At 31.9% G+C, this 19,661-nt stretch carries 20 protein-coding genes, 2 tRNA genes and 1 riboswitch; of the genes, 19 read left to right on the forward strand and 3 right to left on the reverse strand.

The window, feature by feature from the left end:
- Positions 1–5: 5 nt before the first annotated feature.
- From RAH41_RS03500 to RAH41_RS03520, 5 genes are all read left to right on the forward strand, one after another.
- The gene (locus RAH41_RS03500) at positions 6–713 is read left to right on the forward strand and encodes a hypothetical protein (RefSeq protein WP_331220680.1); all 708 of its coding nucleotides are present in this window, start codon (positions 6–8) and stop codon (positions 711–713) included.
- Positions 714–890: 177 nt separating this feature from the next.
- The gene (locus RAH41_RS03505; protein ID WP_331220681.1) at positions 891–1,364 is read left to right on the forward strand and encodes a thioesterase family protein; all 474 of its coding nucleotides are present in this window, start codon (positions 891–893) and stop codon (positions 1,362–1,364) included.
- A gap of 406 nt (positions 1,365–1,770) precedes the next feature.
- Positions 1,771–3,687, forward strand: coding sequence for a threonine--tRNA ligase (gene thrS, locus RAH41_RS03510; RefSeq protein ID WP_331220683.1), 1,917 nt, complete (start codon positions 1,771–1,773; stop codon positions 3,685–3,687).
- A gap of 239 nt (positions 3,688–3,926) precedes the next feature.
- The gene (locus RAH41_RS03515) at positions 3,927–5,606 is read left to right on the forward strand and encodes a DUF2339 domain-containing protein (RefSeq protein ID WP_331220684.1); all 1,680 of its coding nucleotides are present in this window, start codon (positions 3,927–3,929) and stop codon (positions 5,604–5,606) included.
- 17 nt (positions 5,607–5,623) lie between these two features.
- Positions 5,624–6,130 carry a GNAT family N-acetyltransferase gene (locus tag RAH41_RS03520; RefSeq protein WP_331220685.1) on the forward strand — a complete coding sequence of 169 codons (507 nt, stop codon included), beginning with the start codon at positions 5,624–5,626 and terminating at the stop codon, positions 6,128–6,130.
- Positions 6,131–6,425: 295 nt separating this feature from the next.
- On the opposite strand, the gene hmpA is transcribed toward RAH41_RS03520, so the two are convergent.
- Positions 6,426–7,673, reverse strand: a complete 1,248-nt coding sequence (gene hmpA / locus RAH41_RS03525) for an NO-inducible flavohemoprotein (RefSeq protein WP_331220686.1) — start codon at positions 7,671–7,673, stop codon at positions 6,426–6,428.
- A gap of 186 nt (positions 7,674–7,859) precedes the next feature.
- On the opposite strand from hmpA, the gene RAH41_RS03530 reads away from it, so the two are divergent.
- On the forward strand, positions 7,860–8,303 hold the full coding sequence (locus tag RAH41_RS03530; RefSeq protein ID WP_331220688.1) for an RrF2 family transcriptional regulator: 444 nt from the start codon (positions 7,860–7,862) through the stop codon (positions 8,301–8,303).
- A gap of 90 nt (positions 8,304–8,393) precedes the next feature.
- Here the strand turns inward: RAH41_RS03530 and racE are convergent, their stop codons facing one another.
- Positions 8,394–9,185, reverse strand: a complete 792-nt coding sequence (racE, locus tag RAH41_RS03535) for a glutamate racemase (RefSeq protein WP_331220689.1) — start codon at positions 9,183–9,185, stop codon at positions 8,394–8,396.
- A 230-nt stretch (positions 9,186–9,415) separates the two neighbouring features.
- A riboswitch (TPP riboswitch) is annotated at positions 9,416–9,525 on the forward strand.
- 89 nt (positions 9,526–9,614) lie between these two features.
- Between racE and RAH41_RS03540 the strand changes: the two genes are divergently transcribed.
- The 5 genes from RAH41_RS03540 to RAH41_RS03560 are packed head-to-tail and all read left to right on the forward strand — an operon-like array spanning position 9,615 to position 13,177.
- Positions 9,615–10,607 (forward strand): ABC transporter substrate-binding protein, encoded by a 993-nt coding sequence (locus tag RAH41_RS03540; RefSeq protein ID WP_331220690.1) that lies wholly within the window; start codon positions 9,615–9,617, stop codon positions 10,605–10,607.
- Between the two features lie 12 nt (positions 10,608–10,619).
- The gene (locus RAH41_RS03545) at positions 10,620–10,910 is read left to right on the forward strand and encodes a thiamine-binding protein (protein WP_331220692.1); all 291 of its coding nucleotides are present in this window, start codon (positions 10,620–10,622) and stop codon (positions 10,908–10,910) included.
- The gene (locus RAH41_RS03550; protein ID WP_331220694.1) at positions 10,910–11,677 is read left to right on the forward strand and encodes an ABC transporter permease; all 768 of its coding nucleotides are present in this window, start codon (positions 10,910–10,912) and stop codon (positions 11,675–11,677) included. The genes RAH41_RS03545 and RAH41_RS03550 overlap by 1 nt, the downstream gene beginning before the upstream one ends.
- The gene (locus tag RAH41_RS03555) at positions 11,674–12,405 is read left to right on the forward strand and encodes an ABC transporter ATP-binding protein (protein ID WP_331220696.1); all 732 of its coding nucleotides are present in this window, start codon (positions 11,674–11,676) and stop codon (positions 12,403–12,405) included. Before RAH41_RS03550 ends, RAH41_RS03555 begins: the two co-directional genes overlap by 4 nt.
- 4 nt (positions 12,406–12,409) lie before the next feature.
- Positions 12,410–13,177: a TatD family hydrolase gene (locus RAH41_RS03560; RefSeq protein ID WP_331220698.1), complete on the forward strand. Its 768-nt coding sequence runs from the start codon at positions 12,410–12,412 to the stop codon at positions 13,175–13,177.
- Between the two features lie 292 nt (positions 13,178–13,469).
- Here RAH41_RS03560 and RAH41_RS03565 read toward each other — a convergent pair whose 3' ends face one another.
- Complete coding sequence (locus tag RAH41_RS03565) at positions 13,470–13,694, reverse strand: helix-turn-helix domain-containing protein (RefSeq protein ID WP_056472461.1); 225 nt, start codon at positions 13,692–13,694, stop codon at positions 13,470–13,472.
- 200 nt (positions 13,695–13,894) lie between these two features.
- Here RAH41_RS03565 and RAH41_RS03570 point away from each other — a divergent pair, with 200 nt between their 5' ends.
- From RAH41_RS03570 to RAH41_RS03605, 8 genes are all read left to right on the forward strand, one after another.
- Positions 13,895–14,938, forward strand: a complete 1,044-nt coding sequence (locus RAH41_RS03570; protein WP_419471559.1) for a GerMN domain-containing protein — start codon at positions 13,895–13,897, stop codon at positions 14,936–14,938.
- Between the two features lie 187 nt (positions 14,939–15,125).
- Complete coding sequence (gene rph / locus RAH41_RS03575; RefSeq protein WP_098231844.1) at positions 15,126–15,866, forward strand: ribonuclease PH; 741 nt, start codon at positions 15,126–15,128, stop codon at positions 15,864–15,866.
- A 23-nt stretch (positions 15,867–15,889) separates the two neighbouring features.
- Positions 15,890–16,513, forward strand: a complete 624-nt coding sequence (locus RAH41_RS03580) for an XTP/dITP diphosphatase (RefSeq protein ID WP_331220705.1) — start codon at positions 15,890–15,892, stop codon at positions 16,511–16,513.
- Positions 16,510–17,013 (forward strand): metallophosphoesterase, encoded by a 504-nt coding sequence (locus tag RAH41_RS03585; protein ID WP_331220707.1) that lies wholly within the window; start codon positions 16,510–16,512, stop codon positions 17,011–17,013. Before RAH41_RS03580 ends, RAH41_RS03585 begins: the two co-directional genes overlap by 4 nt.
- 308 nt (positions 17,014–17,321) lie before the next feature.
- Positions 17,322–17,395 (forward strand) — tRNA-Gly (locus tag RAH41_RS03590).
- Between the two features lie 3 nt (positions 17,396–17,398).
- Positions 17,399–17,472: transfer RNA gene (locus RAH41_RS03595), tRNA-Arg, on the forward strand.
- 211 nt (positions 17,473–17,683) lie between these two features.
- Positions 17,684–18,241: a DUF4240 domain-containing protein gene (locus RAH41_RS03600; protein WP_331220709.1), complete on the forward strand. Its 558-nt coding sequence runs from the start codon at positions 17,684–17,686 to the stop codon at positions 18,239–18,241.
- A 117-nt stretch (positions 18,242–18,358) separates the two neighbouring features.
- The gene (locus RAH41_RS03605) at positions 18,359–19,342 is read left to right on the forward strand and encodes a hypothetical protein (RefSeq protein ID WP_331220710.1); all 984 of its coding nucleotides are present in this window, start codon (positions 18,359–18,361) and stop codon (positions 19,340–19,342) included.
- Positions 19,343–19,661: the final 319 nt, after the last annotated feature.

Below are 19,661 nucleotides of genomic sequence, written 5' to 3' on the forward strand. Positions count from 1 at the left end.
CTTAAATGCAACAGTTTGAAGTGACATTTGAGACAAAGTGCTATGAAAAAGATTGGGAAATACTTTTAAAGACAGATCGGATCGAAAAAATGATTGAGTTTAACCTATATCATTTTAAAGAAAAAATTTTATATATTAATAACGTACAAGACGTAAGAGAGGTCAGTCGTTACGCAGATAAACTTGTTGCAAGGGATGTTTTATCCTCATATGTAATAGTAGATGATTTTTCAAACGAAGCCCTTAATTATTTTGAGATTACTAAGGAGAGCTTCAAAGGTGGCTATTACTATTCAATCTCAGAACTTGTAAGTATCTATCTTTGCAAAACAGAATATCTACTCCATTTTTCAAGTGATTCCATTTTAGAAAAGCCTTTTAATTGGATTGATTTATCAATATTAAAACTTCAAGATGATGAAAGAATTAAAGTAGCAAATCCAGTATGGAATGGGAATAGTTTTGAGGCAAAACAAGAATCAATCGTTGAAGATGAAAACTTTTATATTGGTTATGGATTTTCAGATCAATGTTACTTAATCAGGACAAATGAATTTAAAAAGAAGATATATAATGAAAAAAATCCTATATCAGAAAGATACCCAATATATGGGGGAGAGCTATTTGAAAAACGTGTAGATGCTTGGATGCGAAATAACCATTTTAAAAGAATCACATTCAAACATGGAAATTATATTCATCAAAACTATTGAATGTTAAGGATGATTTTTACTAACTAAACAGGGTTAGGTTAAAGAAAGGGAAACAGTAGATAGAAAAGCAGTAGAAGATCCCTTATTATCTTGATCCTGCCCCCTTTTGAAACTGAATGAATATTCATTCTTTAATGAAATTAATGATATACTATAGATAGTAAGGGGGCAAATTCGATGGGGAAAATGAATTATGTATCTAATATACAGGAGTGGCAATCTGAGTTTTCATTTAAGATAACGATTAAAGTTCGCTTTAGTGAAACGGATATGTTTGGGCATATGAATAATACAGTTCCATTCGTTTATTTTGAAGAAGCACGTATTGAGTATTTAAAGCATTTAGGGCTTATGCAAGTATGGACGGCAAATCATAGTGAATATATTCCAGTTGTTGCTGATTTACAATGTGATTACCTTCGACAAGTATTTTTTAATGAAATGATCGATGTGTATGTAAAAATTGCAAAAGTAGGAAATTCATCAATCGATTTACACTATATGGGGATTAATCCACAAAATGAAATTTGCTTTACTGGACGCAATTCTTTAGTAAATATTAATCGCAATACAGGGCGAAGTGAACAATGGAAAAATCAATGGAAAGAAAAATTATTAAATGAAATAAAGAATTCAGTAGCTAGTGTTTAAAACGAGTAATGTTATCACATACTGAATAAAGATTGAATAGAATGATAAACAATTAAATTTATCTTAAGATGAGTACTTGAAGTATTCAATGACATTCTATATAATACTTTTATACGAATAAGGAAAAGCAAAGATCAAGGACACGAGCGTTCAAGACGATAGTAAGAGAGGAATTCATTTGGTGCGAGAATTCTCTATACGTTGAATGACTTACCACCTTGTAGCTATAGTGGGGAACGTAACTTTTTTTACAAGTAACTACTATCGGTGTAGACCGTTAAAACGTTGAGATTTTGTATACTTATTTTGTGTACATTAAATTAGGGTGGAACCACGAGCACATTCGTCCCTACGAGTGTGCTCTTTTTTTATTGTCAAAATTAATATGAAAAAGGAGTGAACTTAAATGATTTCAATTAAATTACCAGATGGATCAATTCGCGAGGTGGAACAAAATACAACAGTTGAAGATTTCGCGGGTTCAATCTCCATTAGCTTAAAGAAAAAAGCGCTTGGTGGAAAAATTAATGGAAAATTAGTGGATTTAAATACACCTATTACTGAAGATTGTGAAGTTCAAATAATTACTCAAGATGACCAAGATGGATTAGAAATGATGCGTCATAGTTCAGCACATATTTTAGCTCAAGCAGTAAAACGTCTTTATAAAGGCGAAAAAGCTGCATTTGGGGTTGGTCCAGTAACTGCTGACGGTTTCTATTATGATATTGATCTTCCTGTTTCAATTAAAGTAGAAGACCTACCTAAAATTGAAAAAGAAATGGAAAAAATTATTAAAGAAAACTTACCGATTACTCGTTCAGAAGTAAGTCGTGAAGAGGCAATTAAATTCTTCACTGAATTAGATGATGAGTTTAAATTAGAATTAATCCGTGATTTACCAGAAGATGCAGTTATTTCAATGTATACTCAAGGTGAATTCGTAGACCTTTGCCGTGGACCACATGTTCCTACAACTGGCCGTGTAAAAGCAATTAAGTTATTATCAGTTGCTGGGGCTTATTGGAGAGGCGATGCGAATAATAAAATGCTTCAACGAGTTTATGGTACTGCTTTCCCAAGTAAGAAAGAATTAGAAGAACATTTACACTTATTAGAAGAAGCTAAAAAACGTGATCACCGAAAATTAGGTAAAGAGCTTGAATTATTCATGTTCTCAGAAGAAGCACCTGGTATGCCATTCTTCTTACCAAAAGGTACTATTATCCGTAATGAATTAGAACAATATGAGCGCGGATTACAAACTTCAAAAGATTATAAAGAAGTTCGTACACCATTCATTATGAATCAAAGATTATGGGAGCAATCAGGTCACTGGCATCACTACCATGAAAACATGTACTTTACTGAGGTTGATGAAACAAAATTCGCATTAAAACCGATGAACTGCCCAGGTCATATGTTAGTTTATAAAAATAAACTACATTCATACCGTGATCTACCGGTTCGTATGTGTGAAAATGGTCAAGTTCACCGTCATGAATATTCTGGAGCATTAAATGGTATGATGCGTGTTCGTACTTTTACTCAAGATGATGCACATATTTTCTGTCGTCCAGACCAAATTGAAGGCGAAATTATTGAAGTAATTAACTTAATTAAAGAAATTTACGGCGTATTCGGATTCACTTACAAAGTAGAATTATCAACTCGTCCAGAAGATTCAATGGGTTCAGAAGAGTTATGGAACTCAGCAGAGCAGGCATTAGAAAATGTTCTTAAATCTGAGAACTTAGACTTTAAATTAAACCCAGGCGATGGCGCATTCTATGGACCAAAAATCGATTTCCATATTCAAGATGCATTAAAACGTAGCTGGCAATGTGCTACAATTCAATTAGATTTCCAAATGCCTGAGAAATTTGATTTAACTTATGTTAATGAAGATAACCAAAAAGAACGTCCAGTTGTTATCCACCGTGCAATTTATGGTTCAATTGACCGTTTCTTAGGAATTTTAACTGAACATTTTGCTGGAGCATTCCCATTGTGGTTAGCGCCAGTTCAAGTAGCAGTATTACCAATTTCAAGTGTTCACAATGAATATGCACAAAAACTTGCAGATCAATTAAAAGCTGCTGGAATCCGTGTTGAAGCTGATTTACGTGGCGAAAAAATTGGATATAAAATCCGTGAAGCACAGCTTCAAAAATTACCTTATATGTTAGTAGTTGGTGATCAAGAGGTTGAAAATAATACTGTAGCTATTCGTAAACGTGGCGAAGGTGACATTGGTACACAACCATTCGAGAGCTTCTTAGAAATGATCAAACAACAAAAATTAGAAAAAGTTCTATTTTAATTTTAAAAATCCTCTATTTTTATAATAGAGGATTTTTTTACTCATATAATTATTAACGTTTGTTTTCTAGAAGAACTGAGCGCCTTTATTTTCTGGGAAATATGACGAAATTTGGAAAAAACATACTTCATAAACATTTTTTATAGGATAAATCTTAGGAAATAGCGAACTTATATGAAGGATGTATTTCAGTTATTTAGTCTCAATAAAATACATAGTTATGATAAGAGGTGATGCAGTTGGATAATCAGAATCAAGATCTTCAAAAAAAGGTAGATAAGCTTGAAGAAGAAGTCAGAGAAATGAAGAAACAAATTGAATTTCTCTTAATCACGAAAGAAACTTCAAACGAGATGAAACAAATAAGTCAAACGAAAGTAAATAACCCCAAACCACAAAAAACAGTTAGTAGACAGGTTAAAGTAACAGTTGAAAATGAAAAGGTAGATTATGAAGCACTTATTTTCCAAAAGTGGTTACCAAGATTTTTTATATTTATTTTCATTTTAGGCGTAATGTGGGGATTTAAAGCGGCATCAGATTATGGGGTATTAAATAAATATGCAAAAGTAGGAATTGGATTTGTTATAGCCATTGCTTTATTCTGGTACGGTAATCGTCAAATGAAAGCTAAGCGATCAACACTTGGGCAATCATTAATTGGTGGCGTGCTACCGGTATTGTTTTTAACTACATTTGCCATGCATCATTTATATCACATGGTTGGGTCAACGATTGCATTTACCCTTTTAATTATTTGGGTTTGTATTGGTTTTTATTCTACGAATAGATACAATTCAGAAATAATTGGATTAATAAGTATAGTAGGAGCTGTTTTTGTCCCTTTCCTAGTTAAAAGTAATTCACCAAACTATTTATTTTTCGCTATCTATGAAACTGTGATTTACTTATGCTTTATGTTTTATGCAGCATTTAGAAAATATAAATTCATTTATCTTTCGTCTGCAATATTATTGCATTTATCCTATTTAATTGTTGCTTTAGTTAATTTTAATACGAATGGAATTAAATATTTCGCACTTAGTATTCTCGTTCAACATATTAGTTTGCTAGCTATATTAATCAAATTTAAACTTACTATTAAAAAGCAAATATTAATTCTTCACACCAGTTTTATTTTAACAATTGGTTGGATGTTTAGTGCATTTGAAGACCAGACTAGAACAATGATTTTAATCTTTTTATGTTTAGGATATTTATTCCTGACCTTTTATTATAAAAAGAAATCGGATTTTTTCTTTGGATTTTCGACTAATTTTATTTTAGCCATTTCATTCCTTTGTTTGGATAGTGTTTCAGAAAACTTACTATGTGTAGTATTAATAATTCAAGCGGTATCAACTTATTTATTTTATTTAAGATATCGAGATCTACTGAAATTAATTATAGCTGCTCTTACATTCATTCCTGTAGGTATATCCATTTTATCAGTTGGAATAGATTCTTTTTGGTCTTTTGAAACGATGAATTGGCTTGTTTTAATTGTAGCTCTTATTACAATTGCATTTTTGGCTTATAAAAATGAAGATGAAAAGCAATTTATCTTATTAAGCAGTTCTTTGTTAATTACGGTTATTCTAATTGCTTTTATTACACAAATTGTTCAGATACTTGCGGTAGATCAGTCTGATAATATGATTCGATTATTCATTAATATAAGTTGGATCTTGCTTTCAATTTTAGCCATGATACTTGGTAACATTAAGAAGTTTAAAGTTTGGACCTATACGGGGATAGGTTTATTGCTACTTACGCTAGGAAAACTTGTATTAATAGATTTACCAAATATTACATTGATGGTTAGAGCTGGTTTATTTATACTGCTTGGCTTAATTGGATTAGTAATTTCTAGACTATTTTTTAAGGGAAGCAGTAGTCAAAAAAACTATAAAATTTAATATACAGGAGTCAGTTAATGCTAATCACTGAAACTAAAAACTTACTATTAATGACCTTTACAGCAGAAGCGATGATTTCTGTTTTAAGTGGAAATAAAGAGTTAGAATTTGAAAATCAATTTTACAGATTCGCTAATGGGTGGCCAATTCTTGTATATAAAAATCTTTTCCCTTATAAAATCTCCCGTTTTCAAACTCATCCTGCTGAAGAAAAATATGAAGGAATTATTATTCATAAAAAAGATCGAGTAATTATTGGGGACATGGGATTTAAAGGTGGTCCTGATGAAACTGGTATTATGGAAATAGGTTATAGTATTGCACCTAGTTATCAAGGTAAAGGGTATGCAACTGAAATGGGTAGGGCTTTTTGTAATTGGGGCTTACAGAAAGAAAATGTCACAAGAATTACTGCAATTTGTTCCATTTATAATCATGCCTCTATTAGAGTGTTAGAGAAAATTGGAATGGTAAAAGAAAAAGAAGAAATTGAAAAATATTATTGGAAGTTAGATAAAAAATAAATTTGTGATTTTCATTGATTAAAATAATTAATTTTACTAAAAGAAGGTGGGCTTATTCTTACAACAAGAAATGCATCTATCATCTTTATGGTCATAACTAAACGTGAATTTGGTCAATTCTTTTTGTACGATCTTATGATTAGTAGCTTAGTATATGGTACTCTAAGAAAATACTACTCAAGTGACCTAATCGCAATTTTTGGTAGCTTCACAATACCGACAGCTTTAAAAAGAGTGGCTGTGCTACTAGAACAGAAATGAAAAGGATGCTCTTAATTGAGCATCCTTTTACATATTAACCTTGATGTATAGGGCTTTTAGGTTCAGTATCTAAATTCATTGCTGGTCCGAAGAATTCATAATGAATTTGTGTATCTTTAATACCTAATTCTTTTAAACTTGTTATAATAACTTTTAAAAATGGTACCGGTCCACATACGTAATAATCCGCATTGTCTGATTTAACATTGTTATTTAACCATTCTGCATCAATATAACCCTGCTTTTTAAAGTTGTTGTTATTTTGAACATCTTCCTCAGATGGATTTTCATAAACAAATGATAAATTGTAATTCGTTAATTGCTCTTTTAATTGGTCTAGTTCATTTTCAAATGCTTGTAATTTACCGTTTCTTGAAGCGCTTACGAAGCTAACTTGACGATTTGGTTGATTGCTTGCAATTGACTTTGCCATACTGATTAATGGTGTAATTCCAACACCACCACTTAAGAAAACAACATCTGAATTATTTTCAGTATTTAAAGTAAATTCACCCGCTGGAGCAGTAATTTCTATTGTATCACCAACATTTACTTGATTGTGCAAGTAGTTTGAGAATTTACCTAGTGGTTGGTTTTCTTCAGCTTCTTTTTTGACTGAAATTCTAAAGTGTTTTTTACCAGGTGCATCAGATAGACTATATTGTCTGTTAGATAAATATTCTTCACCTGGAATTTGTGAACGAACAGTAATATATTGACCAGGTAAGAAAGTAGGAACTGAAGAACCATCTTTAGGAACTAAGTAGAATGATGTTATTACATCGCTTTCTTCAACTTTTTTGATGATTTTAAACTCTTTAAACTCAGACCAACCTCCTTGTTGAGAAGCTGCTTCCTCATACATTTCTTTTTCGATATCGATAAATACTTGTGCAATAATTCCATATGCTTCAGCCCAAGCACCTAGTATTTCATCAGTTGCAACATCGCCAAGTACTTCTTTAATTGCCCCTAGTAGATGTTGCCCAACGATTGGATAGTGCTCAGGCTTAACTTGAAGACTACGGTGTTTTTGCGCGATTTGTTTTACTACAGGAATAATTGTTGCTAGTTTATCAATGTTCTGTGCAGCAGCTAAAACAGTATTTGCAAGAGCAGTTTGTTGTCTACCTTGTTGTTGATTTGTATGATTAAATACATTTAATAGTTCAGGATGATTAGTAAATAAATTTTTATAGAATACTTTAGTGATCTCTGTACCCTTTACTTCTAAGACTGGAACTGTTGACTTAATAATATCAATTGTTTTTTGAGATAGCATGAAAAATCCCCCTAATCACGTTTTAAAGTAGTATTGTAAATACATCTTTATCTTAGACTTAGAATTTATTTAAAGCAATATATAAAATACTTCTTTTGTGAATTTCTTTGCCAAAATACATAAAAGTTTAAAAAAAGTTCACAATTATGCTATGATTAATTTTAAATAAAACAGTGAGGACAAGTTATGCGTTTAACAACTTATTCGGATTACTCTCTTCGTGTACTAATATTTCTAAGCTCTGAGCCACGTGAAAAATTAGTTAATATTAAGGACATCGCTGAAGCTTATGATATTTCTAAAAACCATTTAATGAAAATCATTTATAATTTAGGAAAGATGGGTTACATCGAAACGATCCGTGGTAGAAACGGTGGAATCCGTTTAGCTAAATTGCCAACAGAAATAAATATCGGTGAAATAATTCGTAAAACTGAAGAAGACTTCAATATTGTAGAATGTTTTGAACACGGAAATACTTGTGTTATTACACCAGTTTGTTCTTTAAAACATATATTTAATAATGCATTAGAACAATTTTTAAAAGTTTTAGATCAATATACATTAGATGATATAGTGAAGAACAATGCGATGCTTAAAGATTATTTTTCAAGTAATACAAAAGAATAAATTTTATGAAATACAAGAGCGTTCATAATTTAAAACACAAAAACCAACAAAGTTTGTTGGTTTTTGTGTTTTAATGTGGTCTATTGACCTTTATAGTTTAATATACTTTACGTTTTCCATTGGTTCTTGGAATAAGGATGAAGCTATTTTACTAAAAATGGTTGGATCCCCAGTTGTAAAAAATTCATGTGAAGTGATTTCGGAGTTAGATAATCTATTTTGTTGATCCAAAATTGCACTTACTTCTAAAGCTGTTTCATCACCAGAGCTGATAAGTTGAATTGATGGACCCATCACCTTTTGGATGATTGGACTTAATAATGGGTAATGCGTGCAACCAAGTATTAAGGTATCAATATTTGAATTAATAAGCGGTGCAAGAGTGTGTTTAACAATCTCAAATATTTCAGGTTTATTGTAGTCCCCATTTTCAACAATTCCAGCAAACTCTGGGCATGCTAAACCTTTAATTATAACTTTGTCATTAATCCGCTTTAGTGCAGAATGATATGCTTTACTATTAATAGTAGCATTCGTTCCAATAACACCGATTTGGTCATTTTGGGTTAGTTTTATTGCTGCTCTAGCACCTGGGCGGACAACTCCAATGACTGGGATTTGAAGTTTTTCTCTCATTTCATTTAAGACTACTGAAGTTGCTGTATTGCAAGCGATGACTAACATTTTTATATCTTTCTCCATTAGAAAATTAGTCATTTCCCAAGTGAATTCTCTTATTTCAGAATATGGTCGTGATCCGTATGGACATCTAGCAGTATCGCCTAAGTATAAAATGTCCTCTTTAGGTAATTGTCTTATAATTTGTTTGGCAACTGTTAAGCCCCCAACACCTGAGTCAATGACTCCGATAGGTTTATTCAAAAAATCCCCTCATTTTACTTAATAATTTGTTGATGTAGTATATTCTTTATTCATTTAAGATTTTACTATAAGAAATGATATTTTTGTTTATCATTCTCTTTTTAAAAATGTAAAAATTTCATAGTTTTATTACGCCTATTAACAGAGTATTGAAACATTTAAAAACAAGTTAAAAATAATCGTAAATTCAATCATTATCTGTTATATTAATGAGGAAAAGTTTATATATGAGAAAAATGTGGAGGAGCCAGTGTTGCTGGCTGAGATAGCATCCTTAAGATGTTGACTCTTAGAACCTGATCTGGGTGATGCCAGCGTAGGGAACAGTATCTCTTTTTAGATATGTTTTTTACAGCGCATTTACGTCCGGGTTAGTATCCGGACGTTTTCTTTTTGTATAAACCAAAAAACATAAAGGAGATATAGATAATGAAAAAATTAATAGTATTTTTAGTAGCTATTTGTTTAATGTTAACCGGATGTGGTCAAAACAAAACTGCTACTAAAAAAAAGACAAAGCAATTAAAAAAGGTGACTGTCGTACTAGACTGGACGCCAAATACAAATCATACTGGGCTATTTGTTGCTAAGGAAAAAGATTACTTTAAGGAACAAGGACTTGATGTAGATATAATCAGTCCAGGAGAAACAGGTGCAGACCAATTGGTCGCATCAGGTAAAGCAGACTTTGGTGTTTCTTATCAAGAGTCAATTACACAAGCAAGAGTTCAAAATGTACCGATTGTTTCAATTGCAGCAATTATTCAACATAATACTTCTGGATTTGCATCACCAGTGAATAAAGGTATTAAGTCTCCAAAAGATTTCGTTGGAAAAACGTATGGTGGATGGGGTTCACCGGTAGAAAAAGCTATTCTAAAATCACTTATGTCAGAAGAAAATGCTAATGTTAATAAGTTAAATATCGTTAATATGGGCGATGCTGATTTCTTTACAGCAGTTAAAAGAGATATCGATTTTGCGTGGATTTATCAAGGGTGGACAGGGATTGAAGCTGAGTTACGTGGAGAAAAATTAAATATGATTTATTTAACTGATTATAGTAAAAAACTAGATTACTATACTCCAGTTTTAGCTACGAATGAAAAAATGATTAGTAAAAACCCTAAAATCGTTAAAGAGTTTGTGGCTGCAGCATCAAAAGGATATAATTTTGCGATTGATAACCCAAAAGAAGCTGCATCGATTTTAATAAAGGATAATCCGGATCTAGATAAAAAATTAGTAGAAAAAAGTCAGGAATGGTTAGCATCTAAATATAAAGATGATGCAGACCGTTGGGGTGAGCAAAAGTTATCAGTTTGGAAAAATTATGCTGATTTTCTAGCTGAAAATAAATTATTAGAAGGAAACTTTAAGCCAAAAGAAGCATTTACGAATGATTTCTTACCAGCGAAATAAGGAGGAGCAAAAATGCAAACTACTTTAATGAGTGTCCAAATTATACCGAAAACAAATAAAATTGAGGATGTTATTCCTGCAGTTGATGAAGCAATCAAAATTATTGATGAATCAGGTGTAAAATATCAAGTCCAACCGTTGGAAACAACTATGGAAGGTGACTTGAATCAATTATTAATGGTTGTTCAAAAAATGAATGAAAAAATGATTGAAATAGGTTGCCACAATGTAATAACTCAAATGAAAATACTTTATCAACCACAAGGTATTACGATGGATGTGTTAACGGAGAAGTACCGTTAATGAAATCTAAACATATAAAAGGATGGCAACCAATCGTTGTCATCCTGCTTTTTTTAATTTGTTGGCAGCTAAGTATTAAAATTTGGAAAATCGAATCATGGTTATTACCAGGACCTATCGCAATTTTTAAAGAAGGAATGAAATCAACTGATTCACTACTACCTCATATTTCTTCTACAATTCAATTAACGATTATTGGTTTGTTAATTGGTAGTTTATTAGGTTTTTTAATCGCATTTCTATTGCATTTAATTCCAGGAGTTAGGGAAGCTTTTTACCCATTATTAATTCTTTCGCAAAATGTACCAATTATCGTGTTGGCACCACTATTAATTATTTGGTTTGGATTTGGTGTATTACCTAAATTAATTATCATTTCTCTCGTTTGTTTTTTTCCAGTTACAGTTTCAGCGTTGGATGGTTTTCGACAAACACCAAGTGAACTAATAAATTATATGAAAATGGCGGGAGCATCCAAATCACAAATTTTTTGGAAAGTTGAATTGCCATTTTCTCTACCTTCCATTTTTTCCGGCTTAAAGATTTCAGCAACTTATAGTGTTATGGGGGCAGTTATATCTGAATGGCTAGGAGCGAAATCTGGAATTGGAGTGTATATGACTTTAGCTTCATCTTCATTTAGAACAGATCGAGTATTCGTTTCAATTTTTATCATTATGTTTTTAAGTATGCTTTTCTTCTTCCTAATAGTTGTAATTGAACGTTATACTGTTAAATGGAAAGTTAAAGGGGAGAAACGGAAATGACATTACAAGTTAAACAATTATCAATGAGTTATAACGGTCATCAAGTGTTAGATAATATATCCCTTTATGTAAACGAGGGTGAATTTGTATCGATTCTAGGTCCATCTGGAAGTGGGAAAAGTACATTATTTCATCTGATTGGAGGCTTAGTAAAACCAGATTCTGGAGAAGTGAAGTTAAATGGTTCGACTATAAATGGAGAACTTGGTCATGTTAGTTTTATGCCTCAGGATCATTCATTACTACCGTGGAGAACCGTATTAAAAAATATTGTTTTATCACAAGAACTAAAATATAAACCTGATGAAAAATTGGCAAGAGACTGGCTTAAAAGAACTGGTTTAGAAAACTATGAGAATGCTTACCCTCATGAATTATCTGGTGGTATGAAACAAAGAGTTTCATTTTTAAGGTCTCTACTAGCACCGCAGTCGTTCATGTGTATGGATGAGCCTTTTTCAGCTTTAGATGAGTTCACTAGACTTGAAATGCAACAATGGCTTTTATCAATTTGGGAGGAACAACGACGATCAATTTTATTAGTTACACACAATATTGATGAAGCGTTGTTACTGTCTGATCGAATCTATATATTTTCTGATAAACCTGCCAAAATTAAAGAAGAAATCATTGTGCCATTTCCAAGACCTCGTAAAAAAGAATTATTATTAAGTGATGAATTTACGGAATATAAAAGAAAAATCTATTTGGCTTTAGAGAAGGAGTAATGCGATGAAAATGATAGATGCTCATATTCATTTAGATTCTTATGATACTAGTCAAAGAGAAGAAATAGTAAATAATTTAGAAAGACACGAAATTGAGGCGCTCATTTCGGTTTCGATGGATTTAAAATCTAGTAAGAGAAATTTAGAGTTAAAAAATCAATTTAATAGTGTCTATCCATCATTCGGATTCCATCCTGAACAACAAATCCCATCTGATGAAGAGGTTGATCAATTAATTGAATGGATTAGGAACCATCAGGATGAAATGGTCGCAATTGGAGAAGTTGGATTACCATATTATAAGAATTTAGAAGAACAGATTGATTACGTACCTTATATTCAATTACTAGAAAAATTTATATCACTTGCAAAAGAGTTAAATAAACCAATCATATTACATGCGGTTTATGATGACGCTGAAACTGTATGTAATCTATTAGAAAAATATTTCATTAAAAAAGCTCATTTTCATTGGTTTAAAGGAGAAGAACGTACAATTAAACGAATGATCAATAATGAGTATTTTATCTCAATTACGCCAGATGTATTATATGAAAATGAGATTCAAAACTTAGTAAAAAAGTATCCTTTAGAATTAATGATGATCGAAACAGATGGTCCTTGGCCGTTTGAAGGGCCTTTTGAGAATGAATGGACTCAACCTAAATTTATGCATCAATCAGTTGCAAAGATCGCCCAGTTAAAAAACATAGATTTATCAAGTGCATATAAAACTTTATATGAAAATACTAAGAAGTTTTATAGTATATAGAATAAGGAAATCGTTATCCAACAGGAAACGATTTTTTTATTTTAAATTAAATAGGTAAAAAGAGCTAAAATAAAATCCCCCTATAGCAGAGCATCTATCCTAATTTACAGATAGGCTTTTTTATCTACTATAAGTAGGATATAAAGTAAAACATTCAAATTAGATAATCAGATTTTTTACAAGAAAGAAAATAGAAAATGAAAAACTTAAGTTTCAATGTAAATACCAAAACCGGCATGTCGATTAGAATGCCGGCAGTATGTTGGTTTGTAGAAGTGCTTCTACAAAATAACTACAGTTCAAGCTCTCCCATACGAAGAAGCTCAATAACTGCTTGTGATCGCCCCTTAACCCCAAGCTTCTGCATTGCATTTGAAATATGATTTCTCACAGTTTTTTCACTTATAAAAAGTTCTTCAGCAATTTCTCTTGTAGTCTTATCTTGAACAAGAAGCTCGAATACTTCTTTTTCACGCTTTGTGAGTGTGTGCTTTGTTTGATAGTCTCTATCCTTCAACTGTGCTAACCCTCCTTGCTTGACCGAGCTGTTCTTCGGATGGGTATTCATTTAGTCTTTTTATCATATGAACGATAGGTCTTTTAGGTGAATATTTCCAGTAAATTTAGAGCTAGATTTAAATTATTTATTTTTTTCTATTTAGCTTGTTCTAAAAAATGTACAGGCTCGTATAAATAGTAAAAAAGCGTGGGGGGAGTATGGTGATGAAAAAAAGATTGTTAGTAACAGCGGTAGCGGTATGTGGAATTGCAACAATGAGTGGATGTAGTTTACTTCCAACGAAATCTTCAACTGACATTGATCCACCTAAAACTGTAGTTTATAAAAGTGATCAACCTTCAAAAGAAGTAGCAAAGAAAGAGGAAACTGTTAAAAGGGAATTATATTTAATTGACCGTAACGGGTATGTTGTACCTCAAACATTCCAATTACCTAAGTCTACTAGCTTGGCTAAACAAGCGTTAGAGTACTTAGTAAAAGATGGTCCTGTGACAGATGAATTACCAAATGGTTTCCAAGCAGTTTTACCTCCGAATACAGAAGTTTTAGGTGTTCAAACTCAAAAGGATGGTACAATTATTGCTGATTTTTCACCAGAATTTAAGCAATACCGTGCTGAAGATGAGTTAAAAGTGTTTCAAGCTGTTACTTGGACATTAACTCAATTTGATAATGTGACAAAGGTAAAAATTCGAATAAACGGAAAAGACCTTGCATCGATGCCAGTAAATAAAGCTCAAATTGGTGATGGATTAACAAGAGATGATGGAATTAACTTTGATAAAGGTGACATTGTTGATATTATGAACTCTAGACCTGTTACGCTATATTATGTTTCACAAGGTGAAATGGGAGACACTTATTATGTACCTGTAACGACTAGGATTTCAAATGCTGAAAAAGATTCATATTCAGCAATTGTAAATGAACTTGTAAAAGGACCGTCTGAATATTCGAATTTAGTTTCCGATTTTGGAACTGATACGAAATTAGTTAGTCAACCTGTTTTCAAAGGCGGCAAACTAGTACTTAATTTTAACGATGGTATCTATGGTAATATTGCAAAAAATATGATCAATAATGATGTATTACAGCCACTTGTTCTTTCTTTAACAGAGCAAAAAGGTGTTAAGTCCATTGAAATTCAAATCAATGGTAAATTAACTGCGCTAGACCAACAAGGCAAGCCTTTAAGCCAACCTGTTTCAAGACCTAAGGATGTAAATACGAAAAAATTGTAAGCCGGTGGTCAGGAAAAGATCATAATTGCCCTTCAATAAAATGTTTTAAATAGTAACCTTGTACAAAAATTGTGATGATTTTTGTACAAGGTTTTTAATTTTATCTTTAAAATACATCTAATAAGTAGAAATGAAATCACATTTTTGTCTATACTAGTATTTGGAAGATTTTGTAGGAGGAACAATTATGACAAGAACAGATGGAAGATTAAATAATGAACTTAGACCTATAGAGATTATTACTCACTATACAAAGCATGCAGAAGGTTCTGTGCTTATCAGTATTGGTGATACGAAGGTAATTTGTAATGCAACAGTTGAGGACCGTGTTCCACCATTTTTGAGAAATAGTGGGAAAGGTTGGATTTCAGCTGAATATTCAATGTTACCTAGGGCTACTCAAGAGCGTACAATACGTGAATCATCTAAAGGTAAAGTTACTGGTCGAACAATGGAAATTCAACGATTAATAGGAAGAGCGTTAAGAGCAGTAGTTGATTTAGAAGCACTTGGTGAAAAGACAATTTGGATTGATTGTGATGTAATTCAAGCTGATGGAGGAACGCGAACTACTTCAATTACTGGTGCATTTGTTGCAATGATGCTTGCTTTTGATAAATTAATTAAAATGGATAAATTGAAATCGTATCCTGTAAAAGATTATTTAGCAGCAACTTCGGTTGGTATTTTAGATGACCTTGGACCAGTACTAGATTTATATTATGTAGAAGATTCGGCTGCAAGTGTTGATATGAATATTATAATGACTGGAAAAGGACAGTTTGTTGAACTTCAAGGTACTGGTGAAGAAGCAACATTTTCAAGAGAAGAATTAAATGAGTTACTATCTTTAGGTGAATTAGGAATTAAATCTCTAATTGAAAAACAAAAAGAAGTGTTATTACAAGAAGGTATTAAATTTCAATAATATTTCGAGGAGAGACTTTAAGGATGGAAACAATCATAATTGCGACAAATAATCTTGGCAAAGTGAAGGATTTTGAAGCACTTTTTAACCCGATGGGATTTCAAATTAAGTCTTTAAAAGATTTTCCTGAAATTCAAGAAGTTGAAGAAACAGGAACCACATTTGAAGAAAATGCAATTTTAAAAGCTGAGTATTTAGCGAGTAAGTTAAAGACGCCAGTGATTGCAGATGACTCTGGTTTAATCGTGGATGCACTTGAAGGTAGACCAGGAGTTTATTCTGCCAGGTATGCTGGATTACATAAAAGTGACGAAGATAATTTACAAAAAGTATTAAGCGAACTAGATGGCGTTTTTCCTGGTAAAAGAACGGCACGATTTTATTGTGCTTTAGCTTTAGCAGTTCCAGGTAAAGAAACAATCACTGTTCATGGTACAGTTGAAGGGTATATTGCCAATGAAAAAAGAGGAACAAACGGTTTTGGCTACGATCCAATATTCTTTTTGCCGGAATTAGATAAAACGATGGCTGAATTAACAACAGATGAAAAAGGTGGTTTAAGTCATCGCGCAAATGCAATTAAATCATTAATGAATGTTATAAATAAAGAAGATAAAGACTTTTTATTTAGAGGATCAAATGAATGAAAGTACTAATTGTAAGTGATAGCCATGGATTGACAAAACCATTGCAAGAAATTGCCAAGCGATATATTGACAATGTAGATTTAATGATACACTGTGGAGATTCGGAATTGGAAGTAAATGCCAAGGAACTAAAGGATTATAATGTAGTAAGAGGAAATTGTGATTTCAGAGGAGAATTCCCTGAAGAATTTATTCATCGTGGGAATGAATATACAATCTATGCAACACATGGTCATTTACATGGGATAAAACAGTCATTACAAAAGCTGTATTATCGTTGTAAAGAAGTTGGAGCAACAATTGCTTGTTTTGGTCACTCACATGTATTAGGAGCCGAATTAATTGATGACGTGCTCTTTATTAACCCTGGCAGCATTTTATTACCGAGAATGCGTAAAGAAAAGACTTATGCTATTCTTGAAATAATTGATAAGAAAGCTAATGTTATTTTTTATAATACAGATGGAACGGTTCTTACTACTTCCTCATTTGAATTATAATGAATTAAATGAGGTTTTAGACTGCCCGCCAAACGCTCGCAATCGTTTGAAATCAAGTTTATAGAATTTTGTCTACACAATGTGGTTAGTAGCTTATTTGCTACTAACCTTATCTAAAAACAAAAAAAATCAAAGTACTAAAAGCTAAAAAGCCCTAATAAACTAAGGTAATTAAACAACTTTTAAATTTTTTCCTTTATTTTGGAAAAAAAGTTTTAAAATAGTGTTGACTTTATTTTGCATAGTGACTATAATAAATTATGTCGACAGGGTGATGTCGCAAAGAAAGAAAAAGAAACAAAACATATGCGGGTGTAGTTTAATGGTAAAATAGAAGCCTTCCAAGCTTCGGTCGTGGGTTCGATTCCCATCACCCGCTCCATATGTCCTGGTAGCTCAGCAGGATAGAGCAACGGCCTTCTAAGCCGTCGGTCGGGGGTTCGAATCCCTCTCAGGACGTCCAAAAGACACTTGTTTTACTTAATGTAAAATAAGTGTCTTTTTTTGTGTTTAACAACATTTTATTAAAGAACCTTAGAAATAAAATGATGAATTAAGTTCACGATATAAATTAGGATCAATTCATATCAATAAATAGAAGTCTTAAATCAACATTAAATTTATACCTGATATGTTATTCTAGTATAAATAAAAGAGTGGAGTGATATAAATGAATGAAAAAGAATTTTGGAGCTTAATATCCAAAATGCATATTGTAGAAGAACCGTATGAATGGGTGATAAATCATTTAGCTAAACAATCAGAGGAAGAAATAGCTAGTTTTGAAATACATTTTGAAACCTTTTTTTCCAAAGCGTATACCTCAAGTCTTTTAAAAGCTGCATGGATCATCATGGATGGTTGTTCTGAGGATTCATTTGCACATTTTAGAGCTTGGTTAATCGGTCAAGGTGAACAAGTTTACAAGAAAACGTTAAATGACCCGGATTATTTAGCTGAATATATTTTTCCTATTTATGAAGAAGAAGGACTTACACCAGAATTAGAAGATATGTTAGATTTAGCTTTACAAGCATATACAATCAAGCGTAAAGGTGATGATGATTGGGATGATCAATTGTGGAATGAGTTCAATAAACTAATTGAAAGCAAAGGTTATGATTATCCTGAACAACAATTAACAATCGATTGGAAGTCAAAAGACGAATTAAAAGCTAAGTTTCCAAAGCTATGGAAAAGATTTGGAAATAAACCATTAGGATACTAAAGCTAAAAACAGATTCGTGCATCCTAGTATCTTTAATATTTTAAATAATTTTAATTCATGATACACTTTTTCATAACTAGTTTGTGCAGGAAATAACAAATGTTAGGGGAGAGTAACATGGAAGACAATATTGTCTTTTTTCCTAAACTGAAGGATCGGATAATAAATTTAGGTAAAAAAGCTTTAGAAGAAAAAAATTTTAGTAAAGCTTTAATGTTATGTAATCAATTAAAAGAAATGAATGAGCATAATTCACAAACAGAGCTTGCTGCTGTCGCGTGTCTTTTAGAAGGGAATCGGGCTAGGGAAGCTAAGGAAAGATGTGAAGATCTAGTTTTCGGACCATTTGAGAGTGATGAAGCAATTGAAGTATACATAAGTATTTTATTTCAATTAAAAGAATATGAAGAATTACAAAAAAATATAAAAAGATTACTCACACAAAATCGGATTGATGAAAATCAGATGGATAAGTTTCAGGCGATGCTCTCATTATCAAAGAAAGTAATTTCAGATCGCGAAGGCATTAAAGGGAAAGTTATTAATTTACATATGATCGTTGAAAATTCTGAGCCGATTGATAAGCAACTTGAGTTAATTAATGAATTAAGAGGCTTAGATTGTAATCTTGTTATCGACCAAATTAGCGAAATATTAAAAAGCACAAAAGCAAATCCGTTAATTCAAAGTTTTATTCTGTTTATTATACAAGAACAATCAATCGATCAAGATTTTGAACTTAACAAAGTAAACCAAAGGATGATTTGGAATACATCGGTTTCAGTCGATGAACATAAAATCTTTGTAGATGCTATATTAAAAAAGCTAAGTGACGTATTAGAAAGTGAAGACCCTTCTGCTTTCGAAATCGCAAAAACACACTTCCAACATTTTATAACAATTTACTTCCCGTTTATCCCAATACCAGCAGATATAAATATATGGGCAGCCTGTTTTTATTGCATCGTCCAACAATTTTTTGATCGTAGTGTAGATGAAGAGGAATTAAAAGACGTATTTAATGTAGATTATTTTCCTGTGAAAAGTGCAGTTGCTTTAGTAAAACGTTTTGAAGATGAAGGGTATTTTAATATAAAATGAAATGTCAGACTGACCGCCAATTGCTCGCAATTTAGTCTGACAATGAAGTTTGTAGAACTTTTCTATAACATAATTTTATCTAAATAAATAGTTGAAAAAAACATAGATGTTCCATTTTGGACTTCTATGTTTTTTTTTTATGTAAAAAAACGTATTTAAAAAATGATGGAAACGGCGAAAACAAATTCTAATTGGAGCGAATGCGATTAGGGGCTTAGGTCGACCTAGGGAAAGTGAGCAATAGGGATGGAAGACATCGTTCTTATTTCTATAGTATTTCTATAGGAACTAAACTGATTTAAAATTCGAAATTAAAAAT

Origin of the sequence: Gottfriedia acidiceleris, from assembly GCF_036421055.1 — a bacterium.
GTDB classification, from domain to species: domain Bacteria; phylum Bacillota; class Bacilli; order Bacillales; family Bacillaceae_G; genus Gottfriedia; species Gottfriedia acidiceleris_C.

Bases quoted from the DNA above. Each gene is read 5' to 3' on its own strand.
- RAH41_RS03545 (WP_331220692.1), top strand. From the start codon at position 10,620: ATGCAAACTACTTTAATGAGTGTCCAAATTATACCGAAAACAAATAAA.
- RAH41_RS03555 (WP_331220696.1), top strand. From the start codon at position 11,674: ATGACATTACAAGTTAAACAATTATCAATGAGTTATAACGGTCATCAA.
- thrS (WP_331220683.1), top strand. From the start codon at position 1,771: ATGATTTCAATTAAATTACCAGATGGATCAATTCGCGAGGTGGAACAA.
- RAH41_RS03500 (WP_331220680.1), top strand. From the start codon at position 6: ATGCAACAGTTTGAAGTGACATTTGAGACAAAGTGCTATGAAAAAGAT.
- RAH41_RS03585 (WP_331220707.1), top strand. From the start codon at position 16,510: ATGAAAGTACTAATTGTAAGTGATAGCCATGGATTGACAAAACCATTG.
- RAH41_RS03580 (WP_331220705.1), top strand. From the start codon at position 15,890: ATGGAAACAATCATAATTGCGACAAATAATCTTGGCAAAGTGAAGGAT.
- RAH41_RS03600 (WP_331220709.1), top strand. From the start codon at position 17,684: ATGAATGAAAAAGAATTTTGGAGCTTAATATCCAAAATGCATATTGTA.
- RAH41_RS03560 (WP_331220698.1), top strand. From the start codon at position 12,410: ATGAAAATGATAGATGCTCATATTCATTTAGATTCTTATGATACTAGT.
- RAH41_RS03540 (WP_331220690.1), top strand. From the start codon at position 9,615: ATGAAAAAATTAATAGTATTTTTAGTAGCTATTTGTTTAATGTTAACC.
- RAH41_RS03550 (WP_331220694.1), top strand. From the start codon at position 10,910: ATGAAATCTAAACATATAAAAGGATGGCAACCAATCGTTGTCATCCTG.
- RAH41_RS03520 (WP_331220685.1), top strand. From the start codon at position 5,624: ATGCTAATCACTGAAACTAAAAACTTACTATTAATGACCTTTACAGCA.
- hmpA (WP_331220686.1), bottom strand. From the start codon at position 7,673: ATGCTATCTCAAAAAACAATTGATATTATTAAGTCAACAGTTCCAGTC.
- RAH41_RS03570 (WP_419471559.1), top strand. From the start codon at position 13,895: ATGGTGATGAAAAAAAGATTGTTAGTAACAGCGGTAGCGGTATGTGGA.
- RAH41_RS03530 (WP_331220688.1), top strand. From the start codon at position 7,860: ATGCGTTTAACAACTTATTCGGATTACTCTCTTCGTGTACTAATATTT.
- RAH41_RS03505 (WP_331220681.1), top strand. From the start codon at position 891: ATGGGGAAAATGAATTATGTATCTAATATACAGGAGTGGCAATCTGAG.
- rph (WP_098231844.1), top strand. From the start codon at position 15,126: ATGACAAGAACAGATGGAAGATTAAATAATGAACTTAGACCTATAGAG.
- RAH41_RS03605 (WP_331220710.1), top strand. From the start codon at position 18,359: ATGGAAGACAATATTGTCTTTTTTCCTAAACTGAAGGATCGGATAATA.